This window comes from Terrisporobacter mayombei (assembly GCF_020748465.1).
Lineage (GTDB): Bacteria > Bacillota > Clostridia > Peptostreptococcales > Peptostreptococcaceae > Terrisporobacter > Terrisporobacter mayombei.
Genome location: NZ_JAHZMP010000001.1, coordinates 870421 through 886724, shown reverse-complemented (window position 1 = coordinate 886724; position 16304 = coordinate 870421). Strand labels below are relative to the sequence as shown.

Sequence of the window (16304 nt, the reverse complement as noted above, 5' to 3'; positions counted from 1 at the left end):
AAGTCTAGTCTTTCGTCCTATTCATATAGGATGAAAGGCTTTTTTTATTGGAAAAATCACAATAATAAATCAAAAGGAGTGAAGTAATATGTGTTTAGTAATACCAGAAAGATATGAGACAAGTTTAGGGGTTATAGAAACTCAACAGGCAATAAAGGACTTAAAGGATTTTTTTGAAAATAGATTAGGAGAAATGTTAAAATTGACAAGAGTATCTTCTCCATTATTTGTTTTACCAGAAACAGGAACAAACGATAACTTAAATGGTGTGGAAAAACCAGTGAGCTTTCAAGTTCCTTATTTAAGAAAAGATGCAGAAATAGTACATTCTTTGGCTAAATGGAAGAGAATGGCTCTTAAAAAGTACGGATTCCCTGTAGGTAGAGGCTTATATACTGATATGAACGCTATTAGAAAAGATGAAGAACTAGACAACTTACATTCTTTATACGTCGATCAATGGGATTGGGAACTTATAATAAATAAAGAAGATAGAACTATGGAAACATTAAAAAAAGTTGTAAGAGATTTATATAATGTTTTTAAGGAAACTGAAGAACATGTTCATGGGATATATCCTGAAGTAGAATGTGTATTACCAGAAGAAATAACTTTCATAACTTCACAAGAGCTACTAGACATGTATCCAGATTTAAGTGCAAAAGAAAGAGAAAATGCTATTGTAAAAGACAAAAAAGCAGTTTTCTTAATGCAAATAGGAAAAGTATTAAGCAGTGGAGAAAAACATGATGGAAGAAGTCCTGATTACGATGATTGGGATTTAAATGGAGATATATTATTCTATAACCCAGTATTAGATAGTGCTATAGAACTTTCTTCTATGGGAATTAGAGTAGATGAAGAAGCATTAGAAAGACAATTAAAAGCGGCTAAATGTGAAGACAGAAAAGAATTAGATTACCACAAAGATTTGTTAGATGGAAAATTACCATATACAATAGGCGGAGGTATAGGTCAATCTAGAATATGTATGTTCTTCTTAAATAAAGCTCATATAGGTGAAGTACAAGTAGGTATATGGCCTCAAGATATGATTGAAGAATGTAGTCAAGCAGGAATAACTTTATTATAATTTGTGAATTTTTAATAAAAAAGATTACCAAGTTTCAATAAAAATCATATTATGTAATAAAAGTTTTGCTTACATTGAAAATTTTAAAATAGGATAAAATAAAAATACAATGTGTAGTTTTGATAACGTAAGTCCAGTTGTCAAAACTACTTTTTTTGTAGGCAAAACATTAAATATAATTTAAAATATAAATAGTAAAAATACAATAATTAAAACTCTTGTAGAAAATGAAAAAGTTAATATTTGAAAAAGAATTATATTCATTGATATAAAAAATTAATAGGAGATAAAGTGCTAAAAGAGACAAAAATATCATGGATATTGCAGAAAATATGTTAAATGAATGGTTTGTTACAGTTTTAGGAATTTTACCACATGAAGTATTTAACTATATTGAAAATTATATTTTACAAATTTTGTAATACATTTTTCTATACATTTGTATATAATTTAGATAAGAAAGTAATATGAAAATAGTAATTTCTTACTGATGAGGGGGAAAAATGTATAAAGTAATTTTACCAATTATAGATTTAGATATAATTGTGGTTATTTTTTTGGTAGTCATACTGCATACGTATAAAACAAAATTTAAAATGGATGAAAAAATAAATAAAACTTATGTTTATTTAATAATTACCACTACTATAATTATAATTTTAGAAATATTAGATAAAATTTTATTATTACATCATAGTACTATTCTTGTTCCTATTACAAAAATAATTAATATCATAGGGTTTGGATTATATCCGATTTCAGCATTTTTATGGATGATATATTTATTGCAATATTTTAATCTGGAGCCAAAATCAAAACTTATTATAATGCCATTAATAATAAATTTTGCAATCAGTTTATTGAGCTATAAATATGGATTTATATTTGAAGTTAATAATCTAAATATATATAGCAGAGGTACCTTTTTTTTTACATCGATTATCATAACATATTTTTATTTTATAACAAGCTTAATAATTATATTTAAAAATAAAGAAAAAACAGAAGATAAAGAATATATAAATTTGATTATGTTTGAAGCTATACCTTTTATTGCAGCCATTATTCAAATATTTTTTAATAATTTATTACTTATTTGGGGATCTGTAGGAATATCTTTAGTAATACATTATATATATATCCAGGAAAAACTTTTAAGATATGATAATCTAACAGGTGTATGGAATAGAATGACTAGTGAATTATATATATATAATAACTTTATAAATAAGAATAGGCCATTTTCACTTATCTATGTGGATGTTAATGACTTTAAACTTATTAATGACACTTACGGACATAATGAAGGAGATAAGGCTTTAATAAATATTGCTAATTTCCTAAAAAATTATTTTAAAGATATAGGGAAAGTAGGTAGAATGGGTGGAGATGAGTTTATTATAATTATTTACAAAGAAAATGAAATTCAAGTAAATAGTATAATTAGAGATATAAATCTTCAGTTATGTAAATATAATATTAAATTAAATAAATCATATAAATTAACCATAAGTACTGGTTATAAAAAATTTTATAATAATTATTCACGAATTACTGATTATATTAAAGATATTGATGAGTTAATGTACATAAATAAGCAAAAAATAAAGAAAAAGTTACATTAATTAATTGTTATAAAGGCAGAGGGGGGACATTTATGAAGGAATGTATTAAAAAGAATAAGATATTATTATTTATCACAATAATATTTAGTGTTATATCGTCCATAACCATGGTAGGTGTATCGCTATTACTACAATCAACTATAGACAAAGTAATGAATGGAGATATGGAAGGATTTAAAAAAATTTTAATTTTTACTCTAATATATTGCGGAATTATGGGATTATTATATTTTATTTATGATATCCTGAGCAAAATGTTTATTAGGAATGTAACGAGGGAACTTAGAAGTAAAATCTTTTCGGGTATAATAAATCATAACTATAAAGATTTTAATTCTAAAAATACAGCAGACTACATATCAGCACTGACAAATGATATTAAATTAGTAGAAGAAAACTATATTACATCTTTATTATTAGTTTTACAGTTTTCCGTGGCATTTTTAGCAACAATAGGTATATTGCTATATTTAAGTCCATTAGTGACAGGTTGCTTATTTATAAGTATGTTATTAATCTTTATAGTACCAAGTATTTTTGGAAAAAAACTAGAAAGTAAACAGATGAACCTTTCTAATAAACTTACATCATTTACTACTGTAATTAAAGATATGCTTAGTGGATACGATGTTATAAGATCTTATAATTTAAAGAAAGATGCATTTAAAGAGTTTGAAAAAGAAAATGTAGATTTAGCTAAGACTAAGTTCGAAGCGGATAAATTACTAGTAATAAACGAAACTTTATCCCAATTACTTGGTATGGGAACTCAATTTGTTGCAGTATTTTTATCAGCATATTTAGTTTTAAAAGGAAATATTACTATGGGAACATTAATTGCTATTGTTCAATTATCAGGAAGTTTTATTCAACCTGTTATTATGATAATGAGCTATGCTCCAAAGATTACGTCTATGACTTCTGTGATAAAAAGGTTAGATGATATATCTAACTATAAAGATAATAGTTTTATAGGAAATGAAGATCCTTTCTTTGAAAACTATATAGAAATAAGTAATGTGAATTTTGCATATGAAGAGAATAAAAATATTCTTGAAAATGTAGACTTAAAAATAAAGAAAAATAAAAAATATGCCATTGTAGGACCTAGTGGCTGTGGGAAGTCAACTTTAGCAAAGTTAATTCTTGGATACTATGCAGATTATAGTGGAGAAATCAAGTATGATGACAAAGAAATTAGAAATGTAAACATAGAAAAAATTAATAAGATGATTTCTATCATTCATCAAAATGTATATATGTTTGATAAAAACATAAAAGATAATATTTGTTTATATGAGGAATTTTCCTATGATAATATAAACAATATATTAAAATTAAGTGGTGCAGATAAATTTATTAATGAATTAGAAGAGGGCTTAGATTATTTTGTAGGTGAGAATGGTAATAACTTATCTGGTGGGCAAAGACAAAGAATTGCTATAGCAAGAGCTTTAATTCAACAAACACCAATCCTTGTCTTAGATGAAGGGACTTCAGCAATAGATATGCAAACTGGATATGATATTGAAAATAGGTTATTAAATTTAGATAATCTTACATTAATGACGATTACACATAAAATGAGTCAGGAATTATTAAGTTTATATGACGAGATAATTTTTATGGAAGATGGTAAAATAATCGAGCAAGGCAACTTTACTGATTTAATAAAAAAAGAAGCGAAATTCTATGATTTTTATAAGTTAGAAACGGCATAATTAATTGAAAATAAAAAGTGATGAATTAAGAAACAATTCATCACTTTTTGTTTTTAATATAATTCATTTACTGCTTTTAAAGTCTTTGTTGGGCAACAAGTTTCATATATAATGCTTCCATCTTCTCCAGTGTAAGAATTATAAACTGTTAAATTTTTAATCAACTCACTGTAATGATATGCCAGTAAACCTACATCATTAGGTGTTGATAGTCTTACTACCTTTGTTTCATCAAATTTAAATCTATTTTGTTTTAATATATTTCTTGTAATGTTTACATCGCTTGAAGACTGAACATCATCTTCACCAACTATAAATACAAATTTTAGTTGTCTGTTGTTCTCTGATATATAATATGCAGAGATATTTAAGTTATTTTCTCCAAGAGTACTTAACAAGGCAGATAGGTATTCTTCGCTAGTATAAACAGTAAATTGAACTACAATAGAAGCGTTAGAAGTATTAGCACTTGAAGAGTTAACTTTATTCATTGAATTTTTATCTTTATTCATAATTCACTGTCCTCCCTTGTAATAATATTAAGACATATTTCTTTAATGTCTATATTCTATAATATGGCATAATAGCCTTGGATGTTACATAAATTTACATTTATTAATAAGTAGATAAATTTGTGCTAGTTTTAAATTTATAGTAAATTTGTATATAATAAGATAAAACATAGATATTTATAAAAATGCTAATAAGGAAGTTATTATGAAAAAAATAAAAATATCAGTGAGAAACTTAGTTGAGTTTATTATGAAAAAAGGAAGTATAGACAACAGATTTGTAGGAAATATAAAGGCAATTGAAGGAATCAGAGGCCATCAAAAAGTACAAAAATCCTATGGAGGTGAATATACTTCGGAAGTATCTATAAAACATACATTTACTTTTGATGAAGTAGAAATAGAAGTTGAAGGAAGGATGGATGGGCTATTAATTGAAAATAGTAAAGTTATAATTGATGAAATAAAAACTACTACAAAAGATTTACTATTAATAGATGAAGATAGCAATCCGCTTCATTGGGCTCAGGTAAAATGCTATGGATATATGTATTGTATCCATAATGATTTACATAAAATAGATTTACAAGTAACTTATTATAATATAGAAAATAAATCTACAAGAATATTAAGAAAAAAGTTCCAACTAAGTGAATTGGAAGAGTTTTTCTTTAAGTTGGTTAATGAATATAAACTATGGGCAAATATGGAGAAACAATGGATGGAAATAAGAAATGACTCCATTAAAAAATTGAAGTTTCCATTTGAAAGATATAGGTCAGGACAACGAGAATTTGCAGTGAGAGTTTATAAAAGTATAGTAGATAGCAGAAAATGTTTTGCCATGGCACCAACAGGTACTGGAAAAACTATATCAACACTTTTTCCAGCTATAAAAGCAATGGGAGAAGAGAAAACTTCAAAAATTTTTTACCTTACAGCAAAAACTATAACGCGAGAAGTAGTAAATGAGACTATAAGATTGATGAAAAAACAAAATTTAAATTTGAGAAGTGTAACAATAACTGCAAAAGAAAAAATATGTAAGATGGAAGAGGTTAATTGTAATCCAGATTATTGTCCTTACGCCAATGGATACTATGACAAAATAAACAATGCCCTTAAGCAAATTTTAAGTAAATATAATGATTTTAGTAGAAAAAATATTGATGAAATAAGTGAAGCTTATAAATTATGTCCCTTTGAATTATGCCTTGATTTAACCATGTTTAGTGATGTAATTATTTGTGATTATAATTACATATTTGATCCGAGGGTTTACTTAAAAAGATATTTTGATGTAAAAAAAACAGATTTTATATTTCTTGTGGACGAGGCACACAATTTATTAGATAGAAGTAGAAATATGTATTCTGCTGAAATAAATCAACAAATTTTTATAAAAATGAAGAAAATAATAGGCAAAAAAGATAAAAGAATATTAAATACAATAAAAGAAATAGAAAAATATTTTACAGATAAATCAAAAGTATTAAATTTAATAAAAGAGAAGCATATTATTGAAGAGGAATTACCTAAATCGCTTATAGAGCTATTTAATATTTTAATGAAATTTATGGATGAATATTTATCAAGAACTAATGAAGAAAACTCCGAACTACTAGATTTGTATTTTGAAGTTAATAAATTTTTATCTATTTCAACGTTCTATAATGATAACTATAGAACTATATATAGTGATGAATTAATAGGTATTAATGTAAAATTATTTTGTGCAAATCCTTCAGACTTAATTATTGAGAAAATGAATAAATCTAAATCTACAACAATTTTTTCTGCCACGTTAACACCTTTAAGCTATTATAAAGATATTTACGGTAGTGAGGATGGAGACTTTGTAATAAATTTAAAGAGTCCTTTTGACGTAAAAAACAGATTGATAATGATAGGAGAAGATATTTCCACTAAATATAATAAAAGAGAAGATACAGTAGAAGATTTAGTAGAATATATTAAAGTTTGTGTAGAAAGCAAAATTGGTAATTATATGGTATTTTTCCCGTCATATAAATATATGGAATTGGCTTATGAAAAAATTAGAGATAAGTATGAAGAACTTAATGTAATCATACAAGAAAATAATATGAGCGAGGAAGAAAAAGAAGAATTCTTAAATTTATTTAATGATAATAAAGAAACTCATGTGGGATTTTGTGTCCTGGGAGGTCATTTTTCAGAGGGTATAGATTTAACAGAAGATAAGCTAATAGGCGTTATTGTTGTGGGAGTTGGAATGCCACAAATAAACATAGAAAGAGATATAATAAAGGACCAGTTAAATGAGAATAATAAAGGATTTGATTATGCTTATGTTTATCCAGGAATGACAAAAGTACTTCAGGCTGTGGGGAGATGTATTAGGACTTCAAATGATAGAGGGGTAATTTTACTTCTAGACAATAGATATTCAAGTTATAGATACAAAAGTCTTTTTCCGCAAGAATGGAATCCTTATGTGAGGATAAAAAAACCTAATGATATTAAGAATTTATGCAAAAGATTTTGGGATAATGAGTAAGTTAATATAAAAAAACACTACAGTTTGGTAGTGTTTTCTTATGCAAAAATTAAAATTGTAGTTTATTTAATATGCCATTAATTATAATTTTTTTATTTTCACTAAAGTAAATAATCAATCCTGTATAAAACTTATTAGAAATATTTAATATTTCTCTCATTTCCATTAAATTGCTTAAAAATTCCTCTTTATCCATAGTACCGATAATATATCCTATAAAACATTCTAAGTAAGAAGTTGCTTTTTCTTGCCAGTTAGTTTCTTTTGCTAAAGTAGATTGCACAAAAGGTGTTATACACATATATGTAGCTAATTCTCCAAGATCTCTTTCATCATAGTTTATTAGATTTTCTTTTGAGCTTATTCTAAAATCATTAGCTAAAAAAACTCCATTTAACAAATCAGATGTAACATTAATTACATAAGTTAGTATTTCATCATCAGTACTTTGTGTTAGAGAATTGAATATAATATTATCTGAATCAAAATCTTTATAGTGAATTAAATTTTTTAGTTTCATTTCCTACCTCCAAGTTGTTATAGTAATAATTATATAATGATTACTATATTTTGAGTATAAATATTATTGGTAATTTTTATTCAGTTGTAAAAAATTTATTTATGGCATATCCACAACCTTTATTAATAAATTTATATAATATATGTTGAGAGATTCTTTTTATGATATAATCCATAAATATAATGAAATTAGTTTGGAGTTTTCTAAATATAATACTCAGCAAAAAAAGAAGGGACTGAAGTTTTATGAAATTTATACCAACAAAAGCAATCATATCTTCATATAATGAAAATCAACATTGGTTTGGAATTAATTACAATATGAATATATACAAAGGTTGTTGTCATGGGTGCATTTATTGTGACTCTAGAAGTAGTTGTTATCAAATTATAGATTTTGACAGAGTAAGAATAAAGGAAAATTCAATAGAAATAATAAAAAAAGAACTTCAATGTAAAAGAAAAAAAGGTGTAGTTGGAACGGGAGCAATGAGTGATCCTTATAATCCTTTTGAAAAAAAATATGAACTGACTAGAGAAGCTTTAAAAATAATTGATGAATACAGATTTGGAATCGCAATTGCTACAAAAAGTAATTTAATAACTAGAGATATAGATATACTGAAAAAAATACAAAGCCACTCTCCGGTTATAGTTAAAATGACAATTACAACTTTTGATGATGGATTGTGCAAAAAAATTGAAAGAAAAGTATGTACATCAGATGAAAGATTTAAGGCTATAAAAGAATTAAGTGATAATAACATATATACGGGTGTGTTGCTTATGCCATTATTACCTTTTATCAATGATAATGAATATAATATAAAAAATATTATAAAAAAAGTACATGAATGTGGCGGAAAATTTATTTTCGCATATGGTATGGGAGTAACGCTTAGAAATAATCAAAGAGAATACTACTTTCAACAATTGAGAAGAATATTCCCAAAAGAAAACTTAGATAAAATGTATATTAATGTATTTGGAGATGTATATGAACATCCGTCACCAAATGCAACTTATTTATGGAAAATTTTTAAAGAAGAATGTGAAAAATATAATATTTTATACAAAATGGAAGATATTATAGAGGACTACAAGCATAATTATGAAATAACACAGATAACTTGGTTTTAATTATTGTTATATATATTCTTTTATGATATATTACAAATACAAATTTAGAAGGGAAGAAATATTATGACAGGCATAAATGAATTTAATATAAGTGAAGAAGAACTTGCTGAAATAGAAGAGATTACAGAATTAACACAAGGATGCACCGATTATTTATTAGATTCTCTAATAAATCCAGAAACAGGAGGGCACGTTGAATTAGAAGAAGATAATAAAAAAGCTATTTATAAGTTAGTTTTACATAAAACAATGGAATTTATAGAAGAATATTCTTTTCCGAGTGATGAAAATGATTTTGCTAAGTATGTTGAAACGGTATTTACATATATGCAAGAAAAGCTATAGATGAAAAAAGGAGTGGTTTAAACCATTCCTTTTTATTTTGGATAAAATTGTAAAAAACATATGAACAGTAAGCGTAAAAAATATTAAGAAAGCTATAAAGCTGTAGATTAATAATACAATAAATTAATAATATTGATTTGCTTAAAAATAAAATGCGGGCAAATGTTTTCAGAAGATGGACGTATGAAAAAGATAATAACTTTATTTTGAGAAAACTATCTAAAATAAGAATAGGAGTAGCTGCAATACTGCCATAGCAAAGGGTTAGTGAATCAATATTTAATAATAGATTCTTAAATTAAATTTGAAATAGAAGTACAATTATAAGGGTGTGAAAACTTTTTCACAAAAAACGGGCTTTTTTCTTGAAAACGTTGTCGAATAATGATATTATAAATTCAAGAAAAAACTTGGGGGGGAGAGAAAATGAAAAAACTAATCAACAAATGGAACAGCATTAGTTTAGTAAAAAGAATCATTATTGGTTTAGTAATCGGTATAACGTTTGCCTTAACTGTACCAACGCAATTAGCACCAATAGCAATTTTAGGATCATTATTCGTAGGAGCTTTAAAAGCTGTAGCTCCAATATTAGTATTTTTCTTAGTTATGGCAGCAATATGTCAGCATAAAGAAGGACAAAAAACAAATATAAAATCTATAATAACTTTATATCTTGTTGGTACATTAATAGCTGGTATAGTAGCTGTTGTGGGGAGTTTCTTATTCCCGGTAACATTAACACTTACTGCAGGAGCTGAAGGAGTAATACCTCCAGGTGGTGTAGGCGAGGTACTAAAAGCTTTATTAATGAATGTAGTAGACAATCCAGTAAATGCAATAGCAAATGCTAACTATATAGGGGTGTTAACTTGGGCTGTTGTTCTTGGACTTGCACTTAAAAATTCATCAGATTCAACTAAGCAAGTAATCGTAAATGTATCTGACGCCATATCTCAAGCAGTTAGATGGGTAATTAATTTAGCACCATTTGGTATAATGGGATTAGTATTTGATACAATAGCAACATCTGGAATAGAATCATTATTCAGTTATGGGCAATTAATAGCTGTGTTATTAGGAAGTATGGCAGTCTTTGCTTTAATAGTTAATCCAATAATAACTTTTATAGCAATAAGAAAAAATCCATATCCATTAGTATTAAGATGTTTAAGAGAATCTGGAATTACAGCATTCTTCACAAGAAGCTCTGCTGCAAATATACCAGTAAACATGAAACTTTGTAAAGATTTAGGATTAGATAGTGATACTTATTCAGTATCAATACCTTTAGGGGCTACTATAAACATGGGTGGAGCTGCAATAACAATATCAGTTCTTGCTTTAGCTGCTGCTCATACTTTAGGAATAAAAGTTGATATAGGAACAGCAATAATATTATCAGTGTTATCTGCAGTATCTGCTTGTGGAGCATCAGGAGTAGCTGGAGGGTCATTACTTCTAGTGCCACTTGCTTGTTCATTATTTGGAATACCAAACGAAATAGCAATGCAAGTAGTTGGTGTTGGATTTATAGTTGGAGTTATACAAGACTCTGCTGAAACTGCATTAAACTCTTCAACAGATGTTCTTTACACTGCAGTTGCAGAGTTTGGTAAGAGAAGAAAAGAATCTATGAAAAAAACTGCTTAATAATTTTAATCTTAGATTAATAGAGATAATATATTAAAACCATATTGATATTTAAATCAATATGGTTTTATTTTTACAATAATTCTATTGTTTTGTGAGTTGACCATAATTAGATAAAATTATTGTCATATTAATATGGGAGAAATATGTCTAAAGATTTTATTGAAGAGATCAACAATAAATATTTAAATATCTATATAAAATAGTCCATAATGTTGAAGTTGATAGAAGATAGTGCTAGAATAAAATTAAAATAAAATATTTAGGGGGAGCTATCGCTGAGAATGAATTTTTAATTCTAAACCCACTGAACCTGTTTGGATAATGCCGACGTAGGGAGATTAAATATTGTATATATTTTGTTTTGACATTTTATTGTTAATTACATTATTTATTAATTTTGATTAGAAGTCGTACATTTATTGTACGACTTTTTATATTAAGAGAATCTTTCTTATTTTAGTGCAATTATAGCTAAAGTAAGGAAGATTTTTTATTGCAAATAAATAAAATATTTTAAGGTTAAAATGGAAGGGGAATGAAATGAGTTATACAACGCAGATGGATGCAGCAAGAAAGGGAATAATAACAGAAGAGTTAAAAAGTGTGGCAATATATGAAAATATGGAGGTTCAAGAATTACTTAATTTAGTAGGAGAAGGTAAGGTTGTAATACCAGCTAATAAAAATCATACATCTTTAAAACCTTATGGAATAGGTAAAAAACTAAAAACAAAAATCAATGTAAATTTAGGTACTTCTAAAGATTGTCTTGATACAAATATAGAAATGGAAAAAGTTATGAATGCAGTAAACTTAGGAGCTGAAGCCATAATGGATTTAAGTTCTTTTGGAGATACCCAAACATTTAGAAGAAAATTAATATATGAGTGTCCTGCAATGATAGGTACAGTGCCTATATATGATGCAGTAGTATATTATGATAAACCATTAAAGAAGATAACTGCAAAAGAATGGTTAGATATTGTTAGAATGCATGCAGAAGATGGTGTGGACTTTTTGACTCTTCATTGTGGAGTTAACAAACATACAGCAGAAAGATTTAAAAAATCCAATAGACTTACTAATATAGTATCTAGGGGAGGATCTATAATATTTGCATGGATGGAGCTGACAGGCAATGAAAACCCTTTTTATGAATATTATGATGAAATATTAGACATTTGTGCAAAACATGATGTTACTATAAGTTTAGGAGATGCTTGTAGACCGGGAAGTATTGCAGATGCAGGGGATGTATCTCAAATTGAGGAGTTAGTTACATTAGGAGAATTGACTACTCAAGCTTGGGAGAGAAATGTTCAGGTTATGATAGAAGGCCCTGGCCATATGCCATTAAATCAAATAAAAGCCAATATGGAAATAGAAGAAACTGTTTGCAAAGGAGCACCTTTTTATGTTTTGGGTCCGTTAGTTACTGATGTGGCACCAGGTTATGACCATATAACAGCTGCTATAGGAGGAGCTATTGCAGCTACTTATGGAGCGTCATTCTTATGTTATGTAACTCCAGCAGAACATTTAAGACTGCCAACAGTAGAAGATGTAAAAGAAGGAATAATTGCATCTAAAATAGCAGCTCATGCAGCTGATATAGCAAAAGGTGTTAAAGGTGCTACTGATTGGGACAATGAAATAAGTAAAGCTAGAAGAGATTTAGATTGGGAGAAAATGTTTGATTTAGCTATAGATAGTGAAAAAGCTAGAAGATACAGAACAGAGTCTAAACCAGAAAATGAAGATACTTGTACAATGTGTGGAAAAATGTGTGCAGTTAGAAATATAAATAAGATATTAAAAGGTGAAGATGTAGATATTATGGATTAATTAAAAAATGCCTTAGAATAGTTTATAAAAGCCGATTCTAAGGTATTTTTATTTTAATTATATTTGTTGTTTTATATGGTATCGCTTAGAGGTTCTTCTTTTTTGTTGTAAAGATATCTTTTAAAGTAAACTAAAAGAACACCAGTAACTGGTACGGCTAACAATATACCTAAAAATCCTGTATATTTTCCAGCAAATGTTACAGCGAATATTGTTAATATTGGTGGTACACCAACTTGTTTTCCAACGAAATGAGGTTCTAATATGGCGCTTTCTAACTGTTGAACGATTATCATAACTACTAAAACTAAAATAGCCTTATTAATAGAGAAGAATAAGTTGGTAACAACAGCTATAATAGTACCTAAAATAGGTCCAAAGAAAGGAATCATATTAGTTACACCAGCGATTATTCCTATAAATAATGCATATTTAGAACCTGTTAATGCAAGTACTATAGTGCAGATAATACCGTAAATTGTAGAATCCATAGCTTTTGCCACTATATATACACCAATATTATTATCCAATATATTAACAAATTCTTTTACTTTAAAATAATGTTGTCTTAATATTTTTTGGAAAAATAAACTTACAACTTTAATATATTTTTCTTTTGATAAAAGTAGATAAACTGAGATAACTAAACCAAGAACGATGTTGATAGTGTAAGATACGATGGTACTCATTAAATTAATAATAAAGTTACTAACAGTAGATGCTGTAAAGCTTGATACTGGAATTAAAACCTTAGTGATAAAATCATTAATTTGTGCTTTAATGTCTGGATTAGTAATATCAAATTTAAATTGTGATGAAATATTATTAATTAAATCTTGTACCTGATCTATACCGCTTGGAATAGAAAGAGCAAGTTCACTAATATTAGATTTTATAACTGGAACAATAAATAACCATGAAAATATTAATATAATCAAAGTTATTCCATAAATAATTAAAACGGAAAGCCCTCTTCTTAACTTAAATTTTTCTTCTAATTTTTTCATAGGTTGATTAAGCATATATGCTATTATAAAACCTATAAAAAATGGTGCAAGTAAACTATTAAGTATTGTAAAATTATCACTAAAAAAACTAGCTATATGGCCGTAGTTTTTAAGTATAAGTATTCCTACAAATATAAGAAATATAGGTATTATATATCTTATGGATTTAACAAATTCTTCTTTAAAATTTTTCATTTTGAACTCCTTTATTACAAATAATTGAAAAGACCTTCAGAGAAATATTCATAAATACAAAATGAATATTTCTCTGAAGGTCTTGCTAACAAGTTTTACCTTGCTAATCAACCGGGATATTATACGTAATGACGGCTGATTATCACAAATGTGAAAGCTACTCCCCTTCGAGAATTTACGTTGTTAAATAATATGATATAATAATTTGTGTCTATAATCAAGTTTATTATTAACTTTTCGAACTAAAGTACAAGAAAAAAGATTATATTGTTAAACCTTTTGAAACTATAGAATTATTAGCTAGAATAGAAGTTATCTTAAGGAGATATAATAAAGATAATCATAAAATAAAATTTAAAAATGTTGAAGTAGATACAAATAAAAGAATAGTCAATTGAATATGTGGGAGAAACTAGAACAGTAGATATTCATGTTTAGAGAATTAGAGAAAAACTATATTTGAAAAACTAAATAAAAACTGTATTTAAAGTAGGGTATAGACTAGAAGGATAAAAAACTATATTTTTATATTGACATTATTACAAGCAAACGATATCATATAATTATAACTGGATAATTAAATGATTTGGCGTGTTACTGATAATGCAGGCAAGACCAAATTTTATAGCACATTAGATTTCTTCTAAGATCTATTTAGTGTGTTATAAAGTTTGGTCATTTTTGCGTTGAAAAATATAGAAAAAGGAAGATGTATTTATGAAGATAACAAAAGTGATTAACAATAGTTTTGTATGTGCTTATGACTCAAATAATAAAGAAGTAGTTGTTATGGGTAAAGGAATTGGATTTAAAGCAAAAGAAGGGGATATAGTAAGTAAAAAAAGAATTGAAAAAATATTTATTATGGATGATAAATCATCAGTAGATAAATTCAAACAATTGTTAGAAAAACTTCCTTTAGAGCATTTTAGACTATCTTATGAAATTATTAGCTATGCAAGAAGAACTTTAGGCCAAAAACTTAATGAAAATATCTATATTACACTAACAGATCATATTAACTTTGCAGTAAAAAGATTTAAAAAGGGAATGATGTTTCCAAATCCTTTATTGTGGGAAGTGAAGCAATTTTATAAAAGTGAGTATTTAATTGGAGAATATGCTCTCAGGCTTATTAAAGAAAAGTTAGAAATAGAGATGAATGAAGATGAAGCAGCAAGTATTGCGCTACATATTGTAAACGCAGAATACAACACAAATATGAATGATGCGCTGAAAATTACCACTTTAATAAGTGATATTGTAAAAATAATAAATGATTTTTATAGAATTAAATTAGATGAAGAAAGTCTACATTATTCAAGATTAATAACACATTTAAAATTTTTATCTCAAAGATTATTTTTGAATGAAACAATAAAAGATACAGATGATATTTTAGTAGATATGATCACAAGTAGATATGAAAAAGAATTTGAATGTAGTTTAAGAATTAAAGAATATATTGAGAAAAAATATGAACATGAAGTATCAAGGGAAGAGTTAGCATATTTGGCAGTACACATAAAAAGAGTGTCTATGTATGCTGAGGATTTATAAAATTATAAAAGAGAAGAAATATTATGGAGGATTAAAATGTTTAAAGGACTAAAAGAAAGATTTAGCAAAAAAGAAGATAAAAGTATACTTGTTGTAGCTCCAATAAAGGGAGAAGTGGTGACTATAGATAAAGTAAATGATCCTACTTTTGCTCAGGAGATGTTAGGAAAAGGTGTTGCTATAAAACCTGCTGAAGGAAATGTAGTATCACCAGTAAATGGAGAAATAACAGTTTTGTTTGAAACAAAACATGCTGTATCTATAAAAAGTGATGATGGAGTAGAAATACTTATTCATATAGGATTAGATACGGTAAATTTAAAAGGTGAGCACTTCGAATCTTATGTAAAAGTAGGTGATAAAGTTAAAACTGGAGATTTATTAATAAAATTCAACGAAGAAAAAATTAAAGAAGCTGGTTATGACACGACTACACCTATGATAATATGCAACACTTTTGAATATGCAGATGTTAATGTTGTTAAAATAGGGGAAGTTGAAAAACAAGATAATATTATAGAAATTATAATAAAATAAGGGAGGAATT

General features: G+C 26.8%; 13 protein-coding genes, 1 riboswitch and 1 other annotated feature (1 of these 15 running past the window's edge). Of the genes, 10 read left to right on the top strand and 3 right to left on the bottom strand.

Features of this window, described 5'->3' with window-relative positions:
• Positions 1-23, top strand: a binding site (T-box leader) (it extends 226 nt beyond the left edge of the window).
• Between the two features lie 65 nt (positions 24-88).
• The 3 genes from asnA (at position 89) to K0039_RS04300 (ending at position 4439) form a co-directional block, all read left to right on the top strand.
• Positions 89-1093 carry an aspartate--ammonia ligase gene (asnA, locus tag K0039_RS04310; RefSeq protein WP_228103802.1) on the top strand — a complete coding sequence of 335 codons (1005 nt, stop codon included), beginning with the start codon at positions 89-91 and terminating at the stop codon, positions 1091-1093.
• 503 nt (positions 1094-1596) lie between these two features.
• Positions 1597-2718: a GGDEF domain-containing protein gene (locus K0039_RS04305; RefSeq protein WP_228103801.1), complete on the top strand. Its 1122-nt coding sequence runs from the start codon at positions 1597-1599 to the stop codon at positions 2716-2718.
• A gap of 32 nt (positions 2719-2750) precedes the next feature.
• Complete coding sequence (locus tag K0039_RS04300; protein ID WP_228103800.1) at positions 2751-4439, top strand: ABC transporter ATP-binding protein; 1689 nt, start codon at positions 2751-2753, stop codon at positions 4437-4439.
• A gap of 53 nt (positions 4440-4492) precedes the next feature.
• Here the strand turns inward: K0039_RS04300 and K0039_RS04295 are convergent, their stop codons facing one another.
• The gene (locus tag K0039_RS04295) at positions 4493-4951 is read right to left on the bottom strand and encodes a hypothetical protein (protein ID WP_228103799.1); all 459 of its coding nucleotides are present in this window, start codon (positions 4949-4951) and stop codon (positions 4493-4495) included.
• A 205-nt stretch (positions 4952-5156) separates the two neighbouring features.
• Here K0039_RS04295 and K0039_RS04290 point away from each other — a divergent pair, with 205 nt between their 5' ends.
• Positions 5157-7490 (top strand): ATP-dependent DNA helicase, encoded by a 2334-nt coding sequence (locus K0039_RS04290; protein ID WP_228103798.1) that lies wholly within the window; start codon positions 5157-5159, stop codon positions 7488-7490.
• A 49-nt stretch (positions 7491-7539) separates the two neighbouring features.
• Here the strand turns inward: K0039_RS04290 and K0039_RS04285 are convergent, their stop codons facing one another.
• Positions 7540-8010, bottom strand: coding sequence for a hypothetical protein (locus K0039_RS04285; protein ID WP_228103797.1), 471 nt, complete (start codon positions 8008-8010; stop codon positions 7540-7542).
• 245 nt (positions 8011-8255) lie between these two features.
• On the opposite strand from K0039_RS04285, the gene K0039_RS04280 reads away from it, so the two are divergent.
• The 4 genes from K0039_RS04280 to thiC all read left to right on the top strand — a co-directional run bounded on the left by K0039_RS04280 (position 8256) and on the right by thiC (position 12995).
• Positions 8256-9149, top strand: a complete 894-nt coding sequence (locus tag K0039_RS04280; protein ID WP_228103796.1) for an SPL family radical SAM protein — start codon at positions 8256-8258, stop codon at positions 9147-9149.
• A gap of 63 nt (positions 9150-9212) precedes the next feature.
• Complete coding sequence (locus K0039_RS04275) at positions 9213-9494, top strand: hypothetical protein (protein WP_228103795.1); 282 nt, start codon at positions 9213-9215, stop codon at positions 9492-9494.
• Positions 9495-9920: 426 nt separating this feature from the next.
• The gene (sstT, locus tag K0039_RS04270; protein ID WP_228103794.1) at positions 9921-11147 is read left to right on the top strand and encodes a serine/threonine transporter SstT; all 1227 of its coding nucleotides are present in this window, start codon (positions 9921-9923) and stop codon (positions 11145-11147) included.
• Positions 11148-11402: 255 nt separating this feature from the next.
• Positions 11403-11506, top strand: a riboswitch (TPP riboswitch).
• Between the two features lie 184 nt (positions 11507-11690).
• Positions 11691-12995, top strand: a complete 1305-nt coding sequence (gene thiC / locus K0039_RS04265; RefSeq protein ID WP_228103793.1) for a phosphomethylpyrimidine synthase ThiC — start codon at positions 11691-11693, stop codon at positions 12993-12995.
• 71 nt (positions 12996-13066) lie between these two features.
• Here thiC and K0039_RS04260 read toward each other — a convergent pair whose 3' ends face one another.
• Positions 13067-14197, bottom strand: coding sequence for an AI-2E family transporter (locus K0039_RS04260; protein ID WP_228103792.1), 1131 nt, complete (start codon positions 14195-14197; stop codon positions 13067-13069).
• 717 nt (positions 14198-14914) lie between these two features.
• On the opposite strand from K0039_RS04260, the gene licT reads away from it, so the two are divergent.
• Entirely contained in the window at positions 14915-15757 is an 843-nt protein-coding gene (gene licT, locus K0039_RS04255) for a BglG family transcription antiterminator LicT (RefSeq protein ID WP_228103791.1), read from the top strand.
• Between the two features lie 36 nt (positions 15758-15793).
• Positions 15794-16294 (top strand): PTS sugar transporter subunit IIA, encoded by a 501-nt coding sequence (locus tag K0039_RS04250; protein WP_228103790.1) that lies wholly within the window; start codon positions 15794-15796, stop codon positions 16292-16294.
• The last annotated feature ends 10 nt before the right edge of the window (positions 16295-16304 follow it).

What these genes read in the sequence shown, in the direction of transcription:
- asnA (WP_228103802.1), top strand. Translation starts at nt 89, where the DNA reads ATGTGTTTAGTAATACCAGAAAGATATGAGACAAGTTTAGGGGTTATA.
- K0039_RS04305 (WP_228103801.1), top strand. Translation starts at nt 1,597, where the DNA reads ATGTATAAAGTAATTTTACCAATTATAGATTTAGATATAATTGTGGTT.
- K0039_RS04300 (WP_228103800.1), top strand. Translation starts at nt 2,751, where the DNA reads ATGAAGGAATGTATTAAAAAGAATAAGATATTATTATTTATCACAATA.
- K0039_RS04295 (WP_228103799.1), bottom strand. Translation starts at nt 4,951, where the DNA reads ATGAATAAAGATAAAAATTCAATGAATAAAGTTAACTCTTCAAGTGCT.
- K0039_RS04290 (WP_228103798.1), top strand. Translation starts at nt 5,157, where the DNA reads ATGAAAAAAATAAAAATATCAGTGAGAAACTTAGTTGAGTTTATTATG.
- K0039_RS04285 (WP_228103797.1), bottom strand. Translation starts at nt 8,010, where the DNA reads ATGAAACTAAAAAATTTAATTCACTATAAAGATTTTGATTCAGATAAT.
- K0039_RS04280 (WP_228103796.1), top strand. Translation starts at nt 8,256, where the DNA reads ATGAAATTTATACCAACAAAAGCAATCATATCTTCATATAATGAAAAT.
- K0039_RS04275 (WP_228103795.1), top strand. Translation starts at nt 9,213, where the DNA reads ATGACAGGCATAAATGAATTTAATATAAGTGAAGAAGAACTTGCTGAA.
- sstT (WP_228103794.1), top strand. Translation starts at nt 9,921, where the DNA reads ATGAAAAAACTAATCAACAAATGGAACAGCATTAGTTTAGTAAAAAGA.
- thiC (WP_228103793.1), top strand. Translation starts at nt 11,691, where the DNA reads ATGAGTTATACAACGCAGATGGATGCAGCAAGAAAGGGAATAATAACA.
- K0039_RS04260 (WP_228103792.1), bottom strand. Translation starts at nt 14,197, where the DNA reads ATGAAAAATTTTAAAGAAGAATTTGTTAAATCCATAAGATATATAATA.
- licT (WP_228103791.1), top strand. Translation starts at nt 14,915, where the DNA reads ATGAAGATAACAAAAGTGATTAACAATAGTTTTGTATGTGCTTATGAC.
- K0039_RS04250 (WP_228103790.1), top strand. Translation starts at nt 15,794, where the DNA reads ATGTTTAAAGGACTAAAAGAAAGATTTAGCAAAAAAGAAGATAAAAGT.